We start from the raw sequence: 20483 nt of genomic DNA, 5'->3' as shown, positions 1-20483 counted from the left end.
TTGGCCAGGCACCGCCGGCGCGCAGTGTTGCTGCGGGCGCCGGACGGCGTTGTTGCGGTCAGTGCCTTGTGAGCCTCAGACCTTGAGCGTGCCGCGTTCGATCTGGTCGCGTTCCAGCGATTCGAAGAGCGCCTTGAAGTTGCCTTCGCCGAAGCCTTCGTCGCCCTTGCGCTGGATGAATTCGAAGAACACCGGGCCGAGCGCGGTCTTGGAGAAGATCTGCAGCAGCAGGCGCGCCTTGCCGCCTTCGGTGGTCCCGTCCATCAGGATGCCGCGCGCCTGCAGCTGGTCCACCGGCTGGCCGTGGCCCGGCAGGCGCTTTTCCAGTCCCTCGTAGTAGTAGTCGTTGGGCGCGGTCATCAGGGGGACACCGGCCATCTGCAGGTTGTCGATGACTTCGAGCAGGTTGTCCGTCAGGAAGGCGATGTGCTGGATGCCTTCGCCATTGAATGCCATCAGGAATTCCTCGATCTGGCCGGCGCCCTTGGACGATTCCTCGTTCAGCGGGATGCGGATCTTGCCGTCCKGCGCGGTCATGGCCTTGGAGGTCAGCCCGGTGTACTCGCCCTGGATGTCGAAGTAGCGGATCTCGCGGAAGTTGAAGAGCTTCTCGTAGAAGTTCGCCMAGTAGGCCATGCGGCCAYGGTAGACGTTGTGCGTCAGGTGGTCGATCAGGCGCAGGCCATGGCCCACCGGGCGGCGGTCCACGCCCTCGATGAATTCGAAGTCGATGTCATAGATGGACTTGCCGTCTTCAAAGCGGTCGATCAGGTACAGCGGCGCGCCGCCAATGCCCTTGATCGCGGGCAGGCGCAGCTCCATCGGKCCGGTGGCGATCTCCACCGGCTGGGCGCCCAGCTCCAGGGCGCGCGCATAGGCCTTGTGCGAATCCTTCACACGGAACGCCATGCCGCAGGCGCTCGGGCMATGCTCGGCCGCAAAGTAGGCCGCCGGGCTGTGCGGCTCGCGGTTGACGATGAAATTGACCTCGCCCTGGCGGTACAGCACCACGTCCTTGGAGCGATGGCGTGCCACCAGGCTGAAGCCCATCTGCTCGAACAAGGGTTCCAGAAGGTTGGGAGTGGGCGAGGCGAATTCCACGAATTCRAAGCCCATCAACTGCATCGGGTTTTCAAACAGATMGGCCATGGTGTGCTCAACGGAAAGTTTGGGGGACGAGGGAAATAATATTGCGGCTGTTGTGCGCCAACGCACCGGGGCGCAGCGTCAGGCACGTACGGTGCCGGCCTCGCGGCTCGCCATCCGTAACGTCAGTCTGGAACGAAGTTTATATTTCGCTCCGGTAAATAGGATTGCGTAGCCCACGCAGGCAAACCCTAGATCATGAGATAAAATTTCGTCATCCAAGGATAGATGGAAACAAAAGTGCAGACTCCTGAGCTTGATCGCATAGACCGCCGCCTGCTGGCTGCGCTGCAGGAAAACGGACGCGTGTCCAACCTCGAGCTGGCCGAGGCCATCCGCCTGTCGCCGGCCCAGACGCTGCGGCGGCATCGCCGCCTGGAGGAGGCCGGCATCATCAAGCGCTACGAGGCCCGGCTGGATTCCTCCAGCCTCGGGTTCGGCGTCATCGCCTTTATCCATGTCACGATGGAGCGGGGCCATATCCGGGACCTGTCGAAGTTCAAGAGCCTCGTCGCCGAGCTGGCGCAGATCCAGGAGTGTTTCTCCGTCACGGGAGATATCGACTACGTGCTGAAAGTGGTGGCGCGCGATCTCAAGTCGCTTTCGGATTTCCTGCTCGACACCCTGATGCGTATCCCGGGAGTAAGCGGGGTGAAGTCCAGCGTCTGCCTGGATGAGATCAAGTGCACCAGCGCAATGCCGCTGGAGCCCTGAGCGGCCCCGGGGCGGCCCCGGGCGCGGCGTCTTCCTGCCAGGAAGGGAAACGGTGCCGGCGCGGGCGCCACCCGGGCACTATGCTTGGATGAGATCCCTGCCTCACCCGCATCGTGCCCCCTGTCCCGGAAGCCGGCCGTCCCGTCATCCTGTTCGGCGCCTTCGATCGCCATAATTTCGGCGACCTGCTGTTGCCCCATATCGTCGCGCGCCAACTCGCGCACCCACTCGGGCACCCACTCGGGCACCGGCTGCCAGGCCAGCGGCTTTGCCATGCCGGCCTGGCATCGCGCAACCTGCTGCCGTATGGGGGACACAGGGTCAGTGCGCTGGCGCAGCTCGCCGCCCGGCCGGGCCTGCGCGCAGCGGACATCATCCATGCGGGGGGCGAGATTCTCTGCTGCGAAGCATGGGAGGCGGCCGTGATGCTGCAGCCGCCGGACGAGGCCGGGGCGGTGATCGCGCGGCTCGACGGCCGGCCAGTAGAGCGCCAGGCATGGACGCGCAGTGTGCTGGGCGTGGCGGACCTGGCTCCGTACGTACTGCCGCAAGGCCTGTTCCCCCACGCCCGGCGCGTGATCTATAACGCCGTGGGCGGTGTCGGGCTGGACCGGCGCGACCCGGCCATGCGGGCCGAGGTGCTGGGCAAGCTGGGCGCCGCGGCATATGTCAGCGTGAGAGACGACATGACCCGGCGCATCCTGCAGGCCAACGGCGTGGCAGCCCGCCTGGCGCCGGATCCCGCGGTCATGGTGGCGGAGCTGTTCGGCGCGCGCATCCGCCAGCGCGCCCGCCGCGGTGAAGTCGCGCGGGTGATCGCGGCATTCCCGCGGGGCTATCTTGCCGTGCAGTTCAGCGCGGACTTCGGCGACGATGACACGCTCGACGCGCTCGCCGGCCAGCTCGGGAGCGCCGCGCGCGCAACGGGTCATGGCGTGGTGCTGTTCCGCGCCGGCGCCGCGCCCTGGCACGACGACCTCGCCTGCTACCGGCGCCTGGCGCAACGCATGGGCCCGCCGGCGCCGTACCTGTTCMGTTCCCTCGACATCTGGGACATCTGCGCCCTGATCGCGCATAGCCGCGGCTTTGCCGGCAGCAGCCTGCACGGGCGCATCGTGGCGATGGYGTTCGCCCTKCCGCGCCTGAGCCTCATGCGTCCGGGGCAGGAACCGGGCACCAGCAAGCAGGCCGCGTTCGCCGGCACATGGGAGCCGCCCGGCGCCCCGCCCGCGGTGGCGGTGCGGGAGCTTGCCGATGGTATCGGCGCGGCGCTGGCACCGGCGCGCGCGCGCATGGCGCAGACGGCGCGCGAGCTGGTCGCGGCATACCGCCAGAGTGCCGTGGCCGACTGAAAAAGGGCAGCGACGGGCTTCGTGCGTCGCATGAAACACACGGGGATGCTGTATAACCGGCGTGGCCCGGTTTCCACTCCCGCCATGCATGTTCCGCGTCCGCCTTTCTCCATCGGATTCGCCGTGCCGGTGCCCGGCTTTGGCCGCTGGCGGGCGCCTTAGGGCAAAATCCGGACCTGAGAGGCCCGGCGTGGCCAAAAACACAAGACGCCGACACCCTGCTCGCGCTCCGGTGCCCGGATCGCATGAGCCCGCGGGGTTGTATGGCGTCGCCAGGGGACAGCTCGTCCTTTAACAGAGCACACAGGAGCTTTTTTGATGACCGACTMGAACGCGAACCTATCTTTGCTCGGCAGGATCTCTCTTGCCGTCGGCACGTTCTTCACCATCCTTGGCGATGGCAAATTCGCCAGCGGCGTGCAGCGCCTGCGCGACGGGGAGGGCTTTGCCCCGGCAGCCCCGGCGCCGGTATCGGCCCCGGTGGCAACCCCTGCGCCAGCCCCGCAGGCTGCCGCACCCGCGCTGAAGGAGGCGAGCCCGGCCGCGGCGCTCCAGCTGCTGGGCCTGCTCCAGCGCGACGCGCGCTTTATCGACTTCATCGAGGAAGACATCGCCGGCTACACCGACACGGAAATCGGTGCCGCCGCCCGCCTCGTGCACGATGGCTGCCGCGCGGTGCTGCGCGAGCACTTCACCATCCGGCCGGTGCGCGAGGAAGCCGAGGGCAGCCGCGTGACGCTGGCCGACGGCTTCKACGCCACCGCCATCCGCCTGACCGGCAACGTGGTAGGCAGCGCGCCGTTCAACGGCAGCATCAGTCACCGCGGCTGGCGGGTCGCGGAAGTCCGTCTTCCGCGCCTGGCCGAACGCCATGACGCCACCGTGATCGCCCCCGCCGAGGTCGAGCTATGAGCGAAGCACGCTACTCCATCGGCATCGACCTGGGCACCACCCATAGCGCGCTCTCCTACGTCGACCTCGCTGCCAGCGACGGCGAGAAGACCAGCCACGGTTTCCTGCCCATCACGCAACTCACCGCGCCGGGCGCCCTCGAAGACCTCGGTCTGCTGCCCTCGTTTCTCTACCTGCCGCACCCAAGCGAACTCGCCCCGGGCGACCTGGCCCTGCCGTGGAACGCGGCACGGGACTTCGCGGTCGGCGAGCTGGCGCGCAGCCGCGGCGCGGCCACGCCGATCCGCCTGGTGTCGAGCGCGAAAAGCTGGCTGTGCCACCCCGGCGTGGACCGCCGCGCGGCCATCCTGCCAAACGACGCACCGCCCGAAGTGACGCGCGTCTCGCCGCTCGAGACCTCCGTGCGCTATCTGACGCATCTGCGCGAAGCCTGGGACCACGCGCATCCCGAGGCGCCGTTCGGCGAGCAGGAGATCACGGTCACGATTCCCGCATCGTTCGACCCGGCAGCCCGGGAATTGACGGCCGAGGCGGCCGAGGCGGCCGGCTATGCACGCATGACCCTGCTGGAGGAGCCCCAGGCTGCGCTCTACAGCTGGATCCAGAACAGCGCTGGCCACTGGCGCAAGCAGGTCAGGGTCGGCGACATCATCCTCGTCGTGGATGTCGGCGGCGGCACCACCGACCTTTCGCTGATCGCCGTGGTCGAGCGCGAAGGCAACCTCGAGCTGCACCGCGTTGCCGTGGGCGAACACATCCTGCTCGGCGGCGACAATATGGATCTCGCGCTCGCCCACGTGGTGGCGCGCAAGCTGGCGGCCCAGGGCACGCAGGCCGATCCGTGGCAGCTGCGCGCGCTCACCTATGCCTGCCGCGCCGCCAAGGAAACGCTGCTTTCCGACCCGGATACGGATGCCGTGCCCCTGGTCGTGCCGAGCCGCGGCGCCAAGCTGATCGGGGGCTCGATCCGCACGGAGCTGACGCGCGCCGAACTGACCCAGACGATCCTGGAAGGGTTCTTCCCGCCAGCGCAGGCTTCGGCCCGCCCGGTGAGCCGGGCCCGCGCCGGCCTGACGCAACTTGGCCTGCCGTATGCGCAGGACGCCGCCATCACGCGGCACCTGGCCGCGTTCCTGGGCCGCCAGGTTGCCGCGCTCGCCGAACTCGAAGGCTTGCCGGGCACCTTGCCCGAGGGAGCGACCTTCCTGCATCCCACCGCCGTTCTCTTCAATGGCGGCGTGTTCAAGTCGGACCTGCTGGCAGGCCGCATCCTGCAGACGCTCAATGGCTGGCTCGCCGCGGAAGGCGCGGCGCCGGCGCGCCAGCTCGAAGGCGCCGACCTGGACCTGGCGGTGGCGCGCGGCGCCGCGTACTACGGCTACGTGCGGCGCGGCAAGGGAGTGCGCATTCGTGGCGGCACCGCGCGTGCCTACTATATCGCCGTGGAATCCTMGATGCCMGCCGTCCCCGGTTTCGAGCCGCCGGTGCAGGCGCTGTGCGTGGCGCCGTTCGGCATGGAGGAGGGCACCGAGGCTGCCTTGCCGCCACAGGAGTTCGGCCTGGTGGTGGGCGAGCCCGTGCACTTCCGTTTCTTCGGCTCGTCGGTGCGCCGCCAGGACCAGGTCGGCACCCTGCTTGACTACTGGCCGCCGGAGGAATTGCAGGAGCTCGACGAGATCCAGGCCACGCTGCCATCCGAAGGACGAACCCCGGGCGAAGTGGTGCCGGTCAAGTTGCACGCGCGGGTCACCGAGGCCGGGACGCTGGAGCTGGAAGCCGTGCCCMGCGGCAGCGGCGAGCGCTGGAAGGTCGAGTTCGACGTGCGCGGCAACGCYAGCGCCAATGCCTGAGTGAGATGAAGCAGTACATCGTCGGCATTGACCTTGGCACCAGCAACACGGTGGTCGCCTATGCGCAGGCGGGGTCGGAGGATATCCGCGTCTTCGACATCGACCAGCTGGTCGGGCTGGGGGAGGTCGCCGCGCGGCCCCTCCTGCCCTCCGTGCGTTATCACGCGGCGCCCGGGGAGCTKAGCGCGGGCGACCTGCAACTGCCCTGGCAACAAACCGTGAGCGCCGGGGCGCGCCGGACCGTGATCGGGCGCCTTGCTTCCACCCTGGGCGCGCAGGTGCCCGGCAGGCTCGTGGCCAGCGCGAAGAGCTGGCTGTCGCATGCTTCGGTCGACCGGACCGCGCCAATCCTGCCCTGGGGGGCGGAAGAGGAGGTCGGCAAGATCTCGCCGGTCGCCGCCAGCGCCAGCTATCTGGCCTACGTGCGCACGGCATGGAATCATCGCTTTCCCGATGCCCGGCTCGAAGAACAGGACGTGGTGCTCACCGTGCCTGCCTCGTTCGACGAAGGCGCGCGCGCGCTGACGCTGGAGGCGGCGCGCCTGGGCGGGCTGCCCGCGCTGCGCCTGCTGGAGGAGCCGCAAGCTGCGTTCTACGACTGGCTGTTCCATCATCGCCGCAGCCTGGACGCGGACCTGGCGCAAACGCGCCTGGTGCTGATCTGCGACGTGGGCGGCGGCACGACCGACCTTACCCTGGTCAAGGTCGAGATGCAGGACGGCCAGCCGCAGCTCACGCGCATCGGCGTCGGCAATCACCTGATGCTCGGTGGCGACAATATGGATCTCGCCCTGGCGCATCTTGTCGAAGCGCGCCTGGGCAGCGGGCAGGAGCGGCTGTCGGCGGCCAGCCTGTCCCAGCTGGTCGCGCGCTGCCGYGCCGCCAAAGAGCAGATGCTCGGCGCGCAGGCGCCGGACTCGGTCACGGTGACGCTGCTGGGCGCGGGCTCCCGGCTGATCGGCGGGGCGCGCTCGGTGGAAGTCACGCGGCAGGAGATCGAGCAGCTCATCGTCGATGGCTTCTTCCCCGTGGTGTCGTCCGGCGAAAGGCCGGGGCGCGCACGGGGCGCCATTGTGGAGTTCGGCCTGCCGTATGCGGCCGATCCGGCCGTCACGCGGCACGTGGCGGCCTTCCTGGGCCAGCACGCGGCCCAGTCGAAGACAGCACTGGACGCGCCGCAGGCGCAGGGCGCGGCCTTGCCGATGCCCGACACCCTGCTGCTCAACGGCGGCGTGTTCCGCGCCGAAGCCCTGGCGGGGCGCATCGCCGGGACCCTGGGCACGTGGCGCGGGGCGCCCCTGCAGATACTGCATAACGCGGATCCCGACGTGGCCGTCGCCCGTGGCGCGGTCGCGTACGCGCGCGCGCGCACCGGGCATGCCCCGCGCATCGGCGGAGGTTCGCCGCGCAGCTACTTCCTCGTTCTCGACGATGGCGCGCCGGGGCAGCAAGGGATCTGCCTGCTGCCGCGGGGCACGGAAGAGGGGCACGAAATCCAGCTCAGGGATCGTGCATTCGCTCTGCGGCTCGGGCACCCGGTGCGTTTCCACTTGGTTTCCTCCGTTGCCGACACGGCGTATGCGCCCGGTGAGCTGACCGACCTGTCGACGGGCGACTTCGTTCGCCTGCCGCCGATCGCCACCGTCGTGCAACCGCATGGCACCAGCGGGCCACGGGAAACGCCCGTGCAGCTCACCACGTCGCTGACCGAGGTAGGCACGCTGGAGGTCCACTGCATCGAGATTGCCGATGCCTCGCACCGGTGGCGGCTCGAATTCCAGTTGCGCGGCAATGGCGCGGAAGCGGCCACGCCCACGCCCGCGGATACGGCGCACCCGTCCCTGGCGCAAGCCGTCGACACGATCGAGCGCACCTTTGGCGCGCGCTCCCAGGAGGTCGGGCCCAAGGAAGTCAAGCGCATGCGCGCGCAGCTCGAGCAACTGCTGGGCACGCGCGAGCGCTGGGACAGCGCGTTGCTGCGCGAGCTGTTCGGCGCGTTCTGGGAGCGCGCGCGGCGTCGGCGGCGTTCGGCCGACCATGAGCGCCTGTGGCTGAACCTGGCCGGCTATTGCGTGCGTCCGGGCTTCGGCTACCCGCTCGACGACTGGCGGGTCGGGCAGCTCTGGTCGCTGTACGAGCAGGGGATCCAGTACGTCAATGAAAGCCAGGTCTGGTCGGAGTGGTGGACGCTGTGGCGACGCGCGGCTGGCGGCCTGGACGAGAGCGCGCAGTTGCGCTTGCTGGACGACATGGCCTTTTACCTGCAGCCGCCCGGCAGCTCGCGCTATAAGCGGCCCGCCGGGCCCGCAAGGGCGGGGTACGCCGATATGGTGCGCCTTGCCGGATCCCTCGAGCAGATCCCGGCCGATCGCAAGATCGAGGTCGCGGAATGGCTGCTGGCCCGTTTGCGCAAGCCTTCGGAAAACAGCCAGGGCTGGTGGGCGGTGGGCCGCATCGGGGCGCGCCGGCCGTTCTATGGCAGCGCGCACAGCGTGGTGCCGGCCGAGGTTGCCGCGCGGTGGCTGGACGCCATCCTTGCACTCGACTGGAAGAAGGTCGAGCCGGCCGCGTTCGCCGCCGTCCAGATCGCGCGCATGACAGGCGACCGCTCCAKGGACCTGCCTGCCGAGACCCGGGCGAGCGTCGTGCGCCGGCTCGAAGCCGCCAACGCGCCGCAAAGCTGGATCGCCATGGTCCGCGAAACGGTGGAGCTCGACGAAGCCGACGAAGGCAGGGTCTTCGGCGAATCGCTGCCCGCCGGGTTGAAGCTGATCCTGGGGTGAGCCCGGACAGGGGGGGCGCGCCAGGGATCGCTTTTCCCGCCACTTCATCCGGCTAGCGCGCGGCAGGCCCCGGTGCATGCGCGCACGGGGCATGCGCCGCGGCCCCAGGATGTCGTTTGCATGTAACATGCGCCGACGCATCTGCCAAAGGAGGGGGAATGTCGAGAGTTCGGTTTTTGCTGGTCGCCGCGATAGCGGCTCAATGGCTTGCCGGATGTGCGAGCGGCGTCAGTCCTGAGTCCATTCAGGCCAGGGAGCCAAAGCGCATCCATTCCGCGGCCAGCACGGCCAGCCTGGTGATGTGCCTGAAGGGCCGGCTAGGCGACGACGCCAATGTGGTGTCCTATTCAGAGCCGGGCCGGGTGGATATCCGGGTCGGGCGTGCCGACAACTCGGAGTACCGCTACTTTCACCTGATCAGTCTGCGCCGGGCACAGGACGGTACCGATGTCGAAATCCGCAGCGCCGATGAGTGGCATCCCCTGATCAGCGCCGGGCGCATCAGCGGCATGGTGGAAGACTGCGTACCGGCCAAGGCGCGCTGAGCCAAAGCATGGCCGGCATTTGCGCCGTCATTGCTGCTTCGCGGACAGGATATGCTCCTGCAATCGCGACAGCTCCAGCGCGATGCCGCCGGGAAAGCCCTGGCGCCCGCCACGCTTGTCGATCAGCAGGTCGCCGACATAGCCCGACAAGGCATCCGGGCTGGCCGCCAGCATCGCCAGCTGGTTGCCGATGCGCGGATAGTGGCGGCACAGTTCCAGCGGTCGCGCCGCGGGCGGCAGCGACGCCAGCCATCTGAGCGCGGCGGCCGCGAGGGTATGCGTGTCAGGAGATGCCGGGTCGCGCATGTCCTCCCAGTCTCGTTGGGTTTGCGCGGGCCCGGCACCGTCCAGTATTTGCTTCGCCTCCTCGACGGAGACGAACTCGAAAGAGAGGGATTCCATGCCAGCTCCGGATTGAAGACTGCCGGGCGTCATGCGCCGGCGGCGGCCATTCTACCGGTTACGGCAATTCGGACTCGTTCTTTACCCCAGGCTTTTYCACGCCTTGCCCGGCTGGCTGGCGCCTCGGCGGACGCAGTGGCGCATCGCCGGCCTTGCGGCGCCGCGGGGGCTGGCTTGCGTATCGCCGGCTGCCCGTGCGGAATGCTCGCCAGCGGCAGCCACGGCGAGGCTCTGCGTCTCGTCCGCGGCCATGCCGGCCGGCTGGCGTCACTTCGGCGTGGGCATATGCAGCTGACCGTCGTCGCCGAGCACCAGGCCTTGCCAGGTGGCGGGCTTGCCCGACAGTTCCCAGGCCGCGATCTGCACCGGCGTCCTGCCGATGCCGCCTTTCACGGTCTTCATTGCCTCGCGGTCGAGTTCTTCGGCGGCGGGAAGGTCTTTGATTTCGAGCGTGTCCATGATGGTTCTCCGTGAGTTGTCATGTTGGTAGCGGGCAAGCATTCTTGCCCGGCCGTCCATGACAACGCATCGTCCGTGCCGAAGGCGCGGAAGCCATCTTTTGTGGCGGATGCCCGCCCTGGCGGGGGGTGGCGGCAGGTTTGAGCGGCCGCACAGTCGGGGCGCGCCCGACAGGCGCGGGCGCGGTGGTGGGTCATGCCCGACAGCGCGGTGCGCCGGCGGACCTCAGGACAAATTGGCGCGAAAGAACGCCGCAGTCCTGTCGTTGGCGGCCTGCGCCGAAGCCGCATCGAAATGCACGCCCTTGTTGCGCGCGAACGCGTGCGAGCAGCCGGGGTAGGTGTGTATCTCGAGATTCGCCTTGCCGGACAGCGCGGCGACGATCTGCGTCCAGGTCTCGCGGGGCACGAATTCGTCTTCTTCCGCGATATGCATCAGCACCGGCTGGCGGATATCGCCGGCCTCGCCGAGGTACTTGTCGATATTGACGCCGTAGTACACCGTCACGGCATCCGCGTCGGTGCGCGCCGCCGTGAGAAAGGCCAGCAGCCCGCCCAGGCAATAGCCCACCGCGCCGATCTTGCCGCCGGCGCCGTCCAGCGCGCGCGTGTATTTGATGGTGGCGTCGATATCCTTCACGCCCGCCGGCACGTCGAAGGCGGTATAGAGCTTGAGCGCCTTGTCCCATTCGGCCTGGGTGGCGTCGGTCAGTTCCACGCCAGGCTCCTGCCGCCAGTAGAGATCGGGGCAGATGGCGATATAGCCCTGCGCGGCGAAGTCGTCGCAGGTCGTGCGCATGTCCGCGTTGATGCCAAAGATCTCCTGGATCACCACGATCGCCGGCGCCTTCGTCGCCATTGCCGGTCGCGCCAGGTAGGCAGCGAATGTCCCGTCCGTCGTCTTTACCGTCACCATTTCGCCCATTGCCGTGCTCCCAAGTGAATTTCGGGGCGGCCGCCCCGGTTTGCCGACCCGCGCATGCGAAATAGGATTATTGGCGGCGCGCGCCGGAGCGCAAGGACAATCCGGTTCCTGCCGCCAGCTTCGTCCCTGTGGATGGCTGTATTGCAATTAACGGCCTGGAGACAGCGACAACTTCAGAGGTCGCCGGCCGCTTGCGGCCGGCACCGCGGCAGGGCAGGATGTGCGCTGTTCCATCCCGAATCGCAATCCCAGGCCTTTTATCCCAGCCTGACACCAACTCCAACGCCAACACCAACAGGAGACGMCATGGCGTACATGCTGCTGATMGTCGAACCCACTGGCCAGCGCGCCGAGCGCACCGATGACGAAGGCCGCCAGGCCTACGCCAGCATGCTGCAGTTCGCCGGCCGCCTGACCGAGCGCGGTGTGCTGCTGGGCTGCAATTCGCTCACCTCGGACAGCAACGGCGTGCGCGTGAAGGTGCGCGAAGGCCGCCGCGACCTGCTGGATGGCCCGTTCGCCGAGGCCAAGGAAATGATCGGCGGCTATTTCCTGCTCGATTGCGCCACGCAGGACGAGGCCATTGCCATTGCGGCCGAATGCCCGGCCGCGGCCTGGTGCGCGGTCGAAGTCCGCGAAGTGGGGCCGTGCTTTACCTGAGGCCTTGCGTGCGCAGGGAGGGCGGCTAGGTAGTTACCCGTAGGCGACGGATTTTTTCGCTGCGCATGTCGATCTGGCCGCGCCTGGCTCGTCGTGCCGGTATGAACCACGGAACAGGCCAGCCCCGCTGGCGCCCGGCCGACAAACCTACCAAGGAGCGATGCGATGCGATTCATGATCCTGGTGAAAGGCACGCAAGGCAGCGAAGCCGGCGCGATGCCGGACGAAAGCCTCTTTGCCGCCATGGCGACCTACCACGAGCAACTGGCCAAGGCCGGCGTGCTGCTCGATGCCGCCGGGCTCAAGCCTAGCTCGGCCGGCTGGCGCGTGCGCTACGCCGWTGGCCGGCGCACGGTGATCGACGGTCCCTTCGCGGAGGCCAGGGAGGTGGTGGCGGGCTACACCCTGATCCAGGTACGCAGCCGCGAGGAAGCGATGGAATGGGCGCGGCGTTTCCCCGCCCCGCACGGCGAGATGGCCGACGGCGAGATCGAGGTGCGGCCGCTGTTCGAGCTGGAAGACTTCGAGCCCGGCCCCTCGGTGGACCGCTTCCGCGACCTCGGCGTGGGCCAGCACTGAGCCCGCATCCATCGTCAGGCCACTGCCAACCCCGTTCCGGAATCGCCATCATGCTCAAGCCCATCCTGCTGACCGCCGCGGCCCTGATTGCCCTGGTGCTGATCTACGCCGCTACGCGGCCCGATACCTTCCGCGTCGAACGCAGCGCCAGCGTCAAGGCGCCGCCGGACCAGGTATTCGCGATGATCAACGATCTCCACAACTTCAACCAGTGGAACCCCTGGGCGAAGAAAGACCCGGCCATCAAGGGCACCTACGCCGGCACGCCCAGCGGGCAGGGTGCAGCCTATGCCTGGGAAAGCGGCAAGGTCGGCACGGGCCGCATGGAGATCGTGGAGACGACACCGTCGTCGCGCGTGGCCATGCGCCTGGATTTCATCAAGCCGTTCGAAGCGCACAACGACGTGCAGTTCACGCTCAAGCCCGAAGCCGGTGCCACGCGCGTGACCTGGTCGATGCAAGGGCCCGTGCCTTACCTCGCCAAGCTGATGCACATGGTCTTCGATATGGACCGCATGGTAGGCAAGGATTTCGAGGACGGGCTCGGCAACCTGAAGGCGCTGGCCGAGGCGAAKACCGCCATCTGAACCCGCTTGCGGCGACAGCGAACGGCGACGAACGACGACGAACGACGACGAACAAGGCTGGMGACGAAGACCATAAGGACCAATCATGCACAAGCAAATCTACCTGAACCTTGCGGTGGCCGACCTGCAACGCTCGATGGCCTTCTTCAAGGGTCTCGGCTTCGCCTTCAATCCGCGTTTCACCGATGACAACGCGGCCTGCATGGTCATCGGCGAGAACATCTACGCCATGCTGCTGACCCATGAATTCTTCAAGGGCTTCACCACGCGCTCGCTGTGCGACACCACGCAAAGCACCGAAGTGCTGATCTGCATTTCCTGCGAAAGCCGTGCCGAGGTGGACGCGCTCGTCGCCAGGGCGGTGGCGGGCGGAGCCACCGCCGCGCGCGCGCCGCAGGACCACGGCTTCATGTACAGCCACGGCTTCGACGACCTGGACGGCCATATCTGGGAGCTGATGTACATGGAACCGCAGGCCGCGGACGAGGCGTGAGCGTCCGGGGCTCCAGGATGACGGCGACAACTCCGGCGCATCGCGCGATCGAGACCGTATGGCGCATCGAGTCCGCCAAGGTCATTGCCCACGTGGCGCGCGTGGTGCGCGACGTGGGCCTTGCCGAGGAACTGGCGCAGGACGCGCTGCTGGCAGCGCTGGAGCACTGGCCGCAAACCGGGGTGCCCGACAATCCCGGCGCGTGGCTGATGACCACGGCCAGGCACCGCGCGCTGGACTACCTGCGCCAGCAGGCCCTGCACGCGCGCAAGCACGAGCAGATCGGCCATGACCTCGATGCGCTGGAGGCACACGTAGTGCCGGACTTTGTCGATGGGCTCGATGCGGCCCGCCAGGACGATATCGGCGATGACCTGTTGCGCCTGGTCTTCACCGCCTGCCACCCGGTGCTGTCCACCGACGCGCGGGTGGCCATGACGCTGCGCCTGCTCGGCGGCCTGACCACGGACGAGATCGCGCGCGCCTTCCTCACACCCGAACCCACCATCGCCCAGCGCATCGTGCGCGCCAAGCGCACGCTCGGCGCGGCGCGGGTGCCGTTCGAGGTGCCGGGGCCGGAAGCACGCACGCTACGGCTGGCGTCGGTGCTGGAGGTGATCTACCTGATCTTCAACGAAGGCTATTCCGCCACCGCCGGCAGCGACTGGATGCGCCCCGCGCTGTGCGAAGAAGCGCTGCGTCTGGGCCGCACGCTGGCCGCGCTGATGCCGCACGAAAGCGAGGTKCACGGCCTGGTGGCGCTGATGGAGATCCAGGCCTCGCGCACGCATGCACGGGTGGATGCGCAGGGCAGGCCGGTATTGCTGCTGGACCAGGACCGCGCCCGGTGGGACCGCCTGCTGATCCGGCGCGGCTTGCATGCGCTGGAACGCGCGCAGGAACTGGGCGGGGCGCTCGGCCCCTACGCATTGCAGGCCGCGCTGGCCGCATGCCACGCGCGCGCAGCGAGCGCGGCCGAGACCGATTGGGAACAGATCGCCGCGCTCTACGATGCGCTGGCCCAGGTGGCGCCGTCGCCCGTGGTGGAGCTGAATCGCGCGGTGGCGGTCGGCATGGCCTTCGGCCCCGCGGCCGGGCTGGAGATCGTCGATGCGCTCGCGGCTGAGCCGTCGCTGGCCAGGTACCACTTGCTGCCCAGCGTGCGCGGCGACCTGCTGTTCAAGCTMGGCCGCCGCGGCGAGGCGCGCGTCGAGTTCGAGCGCGCCGCCGGCATGACGCGCAACGAGCGCGAGCGCGAATTCCTGCTGGAGCGCGCCCGGGAGGCGGGCGCGCCACGCGCCTGAGACTCAGTGCGCCGCGTTCTGGCGCGGCATGCGCTTGTACACCAGCAGGCGCCCCTTGTAGGCTTCTCCTTCCGCCCCGGCAGGGCGGTCGAGCCGCTGCTCCTCCAGCGAGAACCCCAGCGCCGCCATCCACCGGTTGAAGGCGGGGCGGTTGCCGCGGTCCGGATCGACGATCCACACTTCCGCCGMCGGGCTGGCGTGGCGTTCGATAAAGCGGGCGAGCTTGCCGTCGGTGTCGCGCTCATAGAGCAGGTCGCTGCCGATGATCAGGTCGAACAGGCCTTGAACGTCGGGCACGCCGGGCAGGCTGGGGTCGCTGCCGTCTGCCGCGCCCCAATGCCCGTGCCGGTATTTCATCGGCGGCAGGCCGTTGAGGCGCGCGTTCTCCTCGAGGAAGGGGCCCGCCATCGGGTGGCAGTMGCTGGCGGTCACATCGGCCCCGCGACGGTGCGCGACCAGGCTGGCCAGCGCCGTGCCGCAGCCGAGTTCCAGGATGCGCTCGGCGGGGTCCACCGGGCGTGTTGCGATGCGTGCCGCCAGCAGCGCGCCGGACGGCCACAACATGCCGAACAGTGGCCAGGAGGCGGAAGAAATGCCCATGCGCTCGGCGTCGCCGTCCGGGTCKTGGAATTGCTGCTTGTCCAGCAGGCAGCGAATGACCAGGTCGGGCACGCCCGTGATGGCAACGCGCTCTTGCTTGGTTTGATACCCGGGCATTGGAGAGGGGGAGGCCGGGAACCGGCCCCGCTAGAGGAGGGAGAGCGGGCAGTATGCCCGAAATGTGCCGCCGCGGCCCGGAGTTCGCTGCCGGCCGCGCGGAAAAGGAACCTTTCAGGCACCTGCGGGTGCGCGGGCAGGCCCGCAAGCGCAGCAAGCGCCCGGCGCGGTGCCCGGCACTTGCTCTTACGCTTGTTTTCGCGCTTGTTCCCGCGTTTGTCCCCGCGCTTGTCCCCGCATCAACCCGGAGCATCCTCCAGCGTGACCAGTTGCGCGCCGTCCTGCACCTGGTCGCCCACGGCGTACAGCACMTCCTGCACMACGCCGTCGGTAGGCGCGGTCAGGGTGTGCTCCATCTTCATCGCCTCCATCACGATCAGCGGGTCGCCCTTGCCGATCGTGGCACCGGCCTGGACCATCACCGCGATGATGCGGCCCGGCATCGGCGCCACCAGCTTGCCGCCCTCGGCGTCGCCGCCGCCCGCGTGCGCCAGCGGATCGATCAGGTCGAGCCGGGTCTGACGGTTGCCGCTGAACACGTAGATCGCATCGCCCTCGAGGTGGGTGCTGCCCTTGACCGTGCGCTCGCCCAGGTCGATCGCATGGCTGCCGCCGGCGCTGGCCACGCGCAAGGGCACGGTGTGGTCGCCCACCGTCAGCCATTGCCGCGTGCCGTCGCTGCGCACGCTGGCGACGGTCTCGCCGTCGCCGCTGCGCAGGCGGTACTGGCTGGTGGCCTCGCCGTTCAGGCGCCAGGCGCCACCATGCTGCCACGGCGAATGCGCATCGGCCGGGTCCACGCGCCGGGTGCGCGCCTGCTCGTCGAGCAGCGCCGCCACGGCCAGCGCGATGCCATCCATGCCCACCGGCGCGGCAGGCGGAAACAATGCCGCCTGGTTGCGCTCGATCAGCCCGGTATCCAGGTCGGCCTTGGCAAACGCCTGCGAGGTCACCAGTCGCTGCAGGAAGGCGATATTCGTGGACAGGCCCACCACGTGGTATTCGGCCAGCGCCTGTGCCATGCGTGCCAGCGCTTCTTCGCGGTCGCGGCCCCATACGATCAGCTTGGCGATCATGGGGTCGTAGTACGGGCTGATGGTGTCGCCCTCGCGCACGCCCGAATCKATGCGCACGCCGGCCGGCGCGCCATGGTCCTGGCCGCGCTCGAACTGCACTGCCGCCGGCGTGCGCAGGTAGCGCAGCGTGCCGGTGGACGGCAGGAACTGCTTGTCCGGGTTCTCGGCATAGACACGCGCCTCCAGCGCATGGCCGTGGATGCGCAGCTGATCCTGCTTCAGCGGCAGCGGCTCGCCGGACGCCACGCGCAGCTGCCACTCCACCAGGTCCTGCCCGGTGATCATCTCGGTCACGGGATGCTCGACCTGCAGGCGGGTGTTCATCTCCATGAAATAGAAGGAGCCGTCCTGGTTGGCGATGAACTCCACCGTGCCGGCACCCACGTAGCCCACCGCCTGCGCCGCGGCCACCGCCGCCTCGCCCATGGCGCGCCGGCGCTCCTCGCTCATGCCAGGCGCCGGCGCTTCTTCCAGCACCTTCTGGTGGCGCCGCTGCACCGAGCAATCGCGCTCGAACAGGTAGACGCAGTTGCCATGCGTGTCGGCGAACACCTGGATTTCGATATGGCGCGGGCGCGTGAGGTATTTCTCCACCAGTACCTTGTCGTCGCCGAAGCTGGCCGAGGCCTCGCGCTTGACCGACGCCAGCGCCGCCTCGAACCCGTCGCCGCCTTCCACCACGCGCATGCCCTTGCCGCCGCCGCCGGCGCTGGCCTTKAGCAGCACGGGGTAGCCGATGCGGTCCGCTTCGCGGCGCAGCAGCGCCGGGTCCTGGTCCTCGCCGTGATAGCCGGGCACCAGCGGCACCGCGGCCTTTTCCATCAGTTGCTTGGCCGCGCTCTTGCTGCCCATGGCGCGGATGCTGGCCGCCGGCGGCCCGATGAAGACCAGGCCCGCGGCCGCGCAGGCCTCGGCGAAGCCGTCGTTCTCCGACAGGAAGCCGTAGCCCGGGTGGACCGCCTGGGCGCCGGTGGCCTTGGCCACCTCGATGATGTGCTCGCCGCGCAGGTAGCTGTCGCGCGCCGCCGCGCCGCCGATATGCACTGCCTCGTCGCACAGCGCCACGTGGCGCGCGCCGGCGTCGGCGTCCGAGTAGACCGCCACCGTGCGGATGCCGAGGCGGCGGCAGGTGGCCGCTACGCGGCAGGCGATTTCGCCGCGGTTGGCGATGAGGATCTTGTTGAACATGGTGGTGGTTCCTTGTCTCGGAGACTTGTTTTAGGCTGTTCGGTGCGGTTCTCGGGGCGCTGGCCGACCCTTAGCTAGGCTTCCAGGCCGGCGCCCGCTTTTCCAGGAAAGACCTCACGCCCTCGCGCCCTTCTTCCGAGGCGCGGATCGCGGCAATCCGCTCGGCGGTATCCGCGAGCAGGTCGTCGTCGATCATGCGCCCGGCCACTTCCTGCACCAGGCGCTTGCTTTCGCGCACGGCGTTCGGGCTGTTGGCCACCAGAGCGGCGGCCAGTTCAGCCACCTTGGCATCCAGGCCTTCGGCCGGCACCACCGCATGCGCGAAGCCCAGGCGCAGCGCTTCGGCCGCGCCGAAGCGCTCGGCCGTGATGAAGTAGCGGCGCGCGGCCTGCTCGCCCATGGCGCGGATCACGTAGGGGCTGATGGTGGCCGGCAGCAGGCCAAGGCGCGCTTCCGACAGGCAGAAGGTCACGCCTTCGGCCGCCACCGCGATATCGCAGGCAGCCACCAGGCCCACGCCGCCGGCGTAGGCGTCGCCGTGGATGCGCGCGATCACCGGCTTCGGGCAGGCCCAGATGGTGTGCAGCATCTGCGCCAGCGTCATMGCATCGGACCGGTTCTCGTCGTGCGAGTAGCCGGCCATCTTCTTCATCCAGTTCAGGTCGGCGCCGGCGCAGAAGGCCGGGCCATTGCCGGCCAGCACGATGGCGCGCACCGAGGGCTCGCTGCCCAGCGCGCGGAAGGCGCCGGTCAGCTCGGCGATCACGGTTTCGTTGAAGGCGTTGCGCACGTCGGGCCGGTTCAGCGTGACGGTGGCCACGTGCTGCGCGGTGGTGACGGTGAGGGTGGTGAATTCCATTTCGGTGTCCTGTAGCGGTGCGTGGGCGTGGGGCAGGGCGTTACATGCGGAACACGCCGAACTTCATCTCGCCGATCGGCGCGTTGAGGCTGGCCGACAGGCCCAGGCCCAGCACCGTGCGCGTCTGCGCSGGGTCGATCACGCCGTCGTCCCACAGCCGCGCGCTGGCGTAGTAGKGGTGGCCCTGGTGCTCGTACTGGTCGCGGATCGGCTGCTTGAACTTGTCTTCTTCCTCCGCGCTCCAGCTGCCGCCCCTGGCTTCGATGCCGTCGCGGCGCACGGTGGCCAGCACGCTGGCGGCCTGCTCGCCGCCCATCACGGAGATGCGGGCGTTCGGCCACATCCACAGGAAGCGCGGCGAATACGCGCGCCCGCACATGCCGTAGTTGCCCGCGCCGAACGAGCCGCCGATGATCACGGTGAACTTCGGTACTTGCGCCGTGGCCACGGCCGTCACCATCTTGGCGCCGTTGCGGGCGATGCCTTCGTTCTCGTACTTGCGGCCCACCATGAAGCCGGTGATGTTCTGCAGGAACACCAGCGGGATCTTGCGCTGGCAGCACAGCTCGATGAAGTGCGCACCCTTGAGCGCGGACTCCGAGAACAGGATGCCGTTGTTGGCGACGATGCCCACCGGGTAGCCCCAGATCCGCGCAAAGCCGCACACCAGCGTGGTGCCGTAGCGCGCCTTGAACTCGTCGAAATCGGAGTCGTCGACGATGCGGGCGATGACTTCGCGCACGTCATAGGGCTTGCGCGTGTCGGTGGGGATCACGCCGTACAGCTCTTCCACCGGATAGCGCGGGGGCAGCGGCTCGTGCAGGCGGATCTGGTCCGGCTTGCGGCGGTTCAGGTGCTGCACGATATTGCGCGCCAGCGACAGCGCGTGCCCGTCGTTCTGCGCGAAATAGTCGGCCACGCCGGACAGGCGCGTATGCACGTCCGCGCCGCCCAGGTCTTCGGCGCTGACTTCTTCTCCGGTTGCCGCCTTCACCAGCGGCGGGCCGCCCAGGAAGATGGTGCCCTGGTTCTTGACGATGATGGATTCGTCGCTCATGGCCGGCACGTAGGCACCGCCGGCCGTGCACGAGCCCATCACCACCGCGATCTGCGGGATGCCCTGCTTGGACAGGTTGGCCTGGTTGTAGAAKATGCGGCCGAAGTGGTCGCGGTCGGGGAAGACGTCGTCCTGGTTGGGCAGGTTAGCGCCGCCCGAGTCCACCAGGTAGATGCAGGGCAGGTTGTTCTGCTCGGCGATCTCCTGCGCGCGCAGGTGCTTGCGCACGGTCAGCGGGTAGTAGGTGCCGCCCTTGACGGTGGCGTCATTGCAGACGATCACGCATTCCTGGCCGGCCACGCTGCCGATGCCGGTGATGATGCCGGCGCCCGGCGCCGCGTTGTCGTACATGTCGTAGGCCGCCAGCTGCGACAGCTMCAGGAACGGCGTACCCGGATCGAGCAGTTGCTGCACGCGCTCGCGCGGCAGCAGCTTGCCGCGCCCGAGGTGCTTGGCGCGGGCTTCCTCGCCGCCGCCTTCCGCCAGCTTGGCGATCTTCGCCTTGAGGTCGACGACCAGCGCTTGCATGGCGTCGGCATTGGCGCGGAAGGATTCCGAACGCGCATTGAGTTTGGTTTCGAGCGTGGGCATAGGTCTCGGGTCCGGGTTCTTGTCTGTCTGTGGATCGCGGCGGTGCTGGCGCAATGGCTTACATGGTCTCGGCGTACAGTTCGCGCCCGATCAGCATGCGGCGGATCTCCGAGGTGCCGGCGCCGATCTCGTACAGCTTGGCGTCGCGCCACAGGCGGCCCACCGGGTATTCGTTGATATAACCGTTGCCGCCCAGGATCTGCACCGATTCGCCGGCCATCCAGGTGGCTTTCTCGGCCGTGTACAGGATCACCGCGGCGCAGTCCTTGCGCACCTGGCGCACGT

General features: G+C 68.5%; 20 protein-coding genes. 11 read left to right on the top strand and 9 right to left on the bottom strand.

Annotated elements, in window-relative coordinates; translation table 11 throughout:
* Positions 1–75: 75 nt before the first annotated feature.
* Positions 76–1149: a 4-hydroxyphenylpyruvate dioxygenase gene (hppD, locus tag AC1DKV_RS31165; RefSeq protein ID WP_477138790.1), complete on the bottom strand. Its 1074-nt coding sequence runs from the start codon at positions 1147–1149 to the stop codon at positions 76–78.
* Between the two features lie 225 nt (positions 1150–1374).
* On the opposite strand from hppD, the gene AC1DKV_RS31160 reads away from it, so the two are divergent.
* The 6 genes from AC1DKV_RS31160 to AC1DKV_RS31135 all read left to right on the top strand — a co-directional run bounded on the left by AC1DKV_RS31160 (position 1375) and on the right by AC1DKV_RS31135 (position 9302).
* Positions 1375–1860 (top strand): Lrp/AsnC family transcriptional regulator, encoded by a 486-nt coding sequence (locus AC1DKV_RS31160; RefSeq protein ID WP_441623003.1) that lies wholly within the window; start codon positions 1375–1377, stop codon positions 1858–1860.
* Between the two features lie 113 nt (positions 1861–1973).
* On the top strand, positions 1974–3212 hold the full coding sequence (locus AC1DKV_RS31155; RefSeq protein ID WP_477138789.1) for a polysaccharide pyruvyl transferase family protein: 1239 nt from the start codon (positions 1974–1976) through the stop codon (positions 3210–3212).
* Between the two features lie 318 nt (positions 3213–3530).
* Positions 3531–4124, top strand: a complete 594-nt coding sequence (locus AC1DKV_RS31150; protein WP_477138788.1) for a DUF2760 domain-containing protein — start codon at positions 3531–3533, stop codon at positions 4122–4124.
* Entirely contained in the window at positions 4121–5974 is a 1854-nt protein-coding gene (locus AC1DKV_RS31145) for an Hsp70 family protein (RefSeq protein ID WP_477138787.1), read from the top strand. The genes AC1DKV_RS31150 and AC1DKV_RS31145 overlap by 4 nt, the downstream gene beginning before the upstream one ends.
* 5 nt (positions 5975–5979) lie before the next feature.
* Complete coding sequence (locus AC1DKV_RS31140; RefSeq protein ID WP_477138786.1) at positions 5980–8757, top strand: Hsp70 family protein; 2778 nt, start codon at positions 5980–5982, stop codon at positions 8755–8757.
* Positions 8758–8933: 176 nt separating this feature from the next.
* Positions 8934–9302, top strand: a complete 369-nt coding sequence (locus AC1DKV_RS31135) for a hypothetical protein (protein WP_441622993.1) — start codon at positions 8934–8936, stop codon at positions 9300–9302.
* A 27-nt stretch (positions 9303–9329) separates the two neighbouring features.
* Here the strand turns inward: AC1DKV_RS31135 and AC1DKV_RS31130 are convergent, their stop codons facing one another.
* From AC1DKV_RS31130 to AC1DKV_RS31120, 3 genes are all read right to left on the bottom strand, one after another.
* Positions 9330–9704, bottom strand: a complete 375-nt coding sequence (locus tag AC1DKV_RS31130) for a hypothetical protein (protein ID WP_441622991.1) — start codon at positions 9702–9704, stop codon at positions 9330–9332.
* Between the two features lie 267 nt (positions 9705–9971).
* Complete coding sequence (locus AC1DKV_RS31125) at positions 9972–10163, bottom strand: hypothetical protein (RefSeq protein WP_441622990.1); 192 nt, start codon at positions 10161–10163, stop codon at positions 9972–9974.
* 225 nt (positions 10164–10388) lie between these two features.
* The gene (locus AC1DKV_RS31120; protein WP_441622988.1) at positions 10389–11087 is read right to left on the bottom strand and encodes a dienelactone hydrolase family protein; all 699 of its coding nucleotides are present in this window, start codon (positions 11085–11087) and stop codon (positions 10389–10391) included.
* A 306-nt stretch (positions 11088–11393) separates the two neighbouring features.
* On the opposite strand from AC1DKV_RS31120, the gene AC1DKV_RS31115 reads away from it, so the two are divergent.
* From AC1DKV_RS31115 to AC1DKV_RS31095, 5 genes are all read left to right on the top strand, one after another.
* Positions 11394–11747: a YciI family protein gene (locus AC1DKV_RS31115; protein WP_441622986.1), complete on the top strand. Its 354-nt coding sequence runs from the start codon at positions 11394–11396 to the stop codon at positions 11745–11747.
* Positions 11748–11912: 165 nt separating this feature from the next.
* Positions 11913–12326 carry a YciI family protein gene (locus tag AC1DKV_RS31110; RefSeq protein WP_477138785.1) on the top strand — a complete coding sequence of 138 codons (414 nt, stop codon included), beginning with the start codon at positions 11913–11915 and terminating at the stop codon, positions 12324–12326.
* Between the two features lie 50 nt (positions 12327–12376).
* A complete protein-coding gene (locus tag AC1DKV_RS31105) occupies positions 12377–12913 on the top strand; it encodes an SRPBCC family protein (protein WP_477138784.1) in 537 nt (178 codons plus the stop codon).
* Between the two features lie 85 nt (positions 12914–12998).
* Positions 12999–13406, top strand: coding sequence for a VOC family protein (locus tag AC1DKV_RS31100; RefSeq protein WP_441622980.1), 408 nt, complete (start codon positions 12999–13001; stop codon positions 13404–13406).
* A 17-nt stretch (positions 13407–13423) separates the two neighbouring features.
* Positions 13424–14710: an RNA polymerase sigma factor gene (locus AC1DKV_RS31095; RefSeq protein WP_441622978.1), complete on the top strand. Its 1287-nt coding sequence runs from the start codon at positions 13424–13426 to the stop codon at positions 14708–14710.
* A gap of 3 nt (positions 14711–14713) precedes the next feature.
* On the opposite strand, the gene AC1DKV_RS31090 is transcribed toward AC1DKV_RS31095, so the two are convergent.
* The 5 genes from AC1DKV_RS31090 to AC1DKV_RS31070 all read right to left on the bottom strand — a co-directional run.
* On the bottom strand, positions 14714–15427 hold the full coding sequence (locus AC1DKV_RS31090; protein WP_477138783.1) for a class I SAM-dependent methyltransferase: 714 nt from the start codon (positions 15425–15427) through the stop codon (positions 14714–14716).
* 239 nt (positions 15428–15666) lie between these two features.
* Positions 15667–17691 (bottom strand): acetyl/propionyl/methylcrotonyl-CoA carboxylase subunit alpha, encoded by a 2025-nt coding sequence (locus AC1DKV_RS31085; RefSeq protein ID WP_477138782.1) that lies wholly within the window; start codon positions 17689–17691, stop codon positions 15667–15669.
* A 70-nt stretch (positions 17692–17761) separates the two neighbouring features.
* Complete coding sequence (locus AC1DKV_RS31080) at positions 17762–18550, bottom strand: enoyl-CoA hydratase/isomerase family protein (RefSeq protein WP_441622972.1); 789 nt, start codon at positions 18548–18550, stop codon at positions 17762–17764.
* Positions 18551–18590: 40 nt separating this feature from the next.
* A complete protein-coding gene (locus AC1DKV_RS31075; RefSeq protein ID WP_477138781.1) occupies positions 18591–20198 on the bottom strand; it encodes a carboxyl transferase domain-containing protein in 1608 nt (535 codons plus the stop codon).
* A 58-nt stretch (positions 20199–20256) separates the two neighbouring features.
* Positions 20257–20483, bottom strand: a 227-nt coding sequence (locus tag AC1DKV_RS31070) for an acyl-CoA dehydrogenase family protein (protein WP_441650184.1), incomplete at its 5' end; no start/stop codon positions are given.

This window comes from Cupriavidus sp. 05T41 (assembly GCF_056396525.1).
The sequence above is the reverse complement of the archived record's forward strand: the minus strand, read 5'-3'. Positions and strand labels throughout refer to the sequence as shown.

Coding starts and splice junctions, on each gene's coding strand:
- AC1DKV_RS31120 (WP_441622988.1), bottom strand. CDS start 11,087: ATGGGCGAAATGGTGACGGTAAAGACGACGGACGGGACATTCGCTGCC.
- AC1DKV_RS31160 (WP_441623003.1), top strand. CDS start 1,375: ATGGAAACAAAAGTGCAGACTCCTGAGCTTGATCGCATAGACCGCCGC.
- AC1DKV_RS31125 (WP_441622990.1), bottom strand. CDS start 10,163: ATGGACACGCTCGAAATCAAAGACCTTCCCGCCGCCGAAGAACTCGAC.
- AC1DKV_RS31130 (WP_441622991.1), bottom strand. CDS start 9,704: ATGGAATCCCTCTCTTTCGAGTTCGTCTCCGTCGAGGAGGCGAAGCAA.
- AC1DKV_RS31100 (WP_441622980.1), top strand. CDS start 12,999: ATGCACAAGCAAATCTACCTGAACCTTGCGGTGGCCGACCTGCAACGC.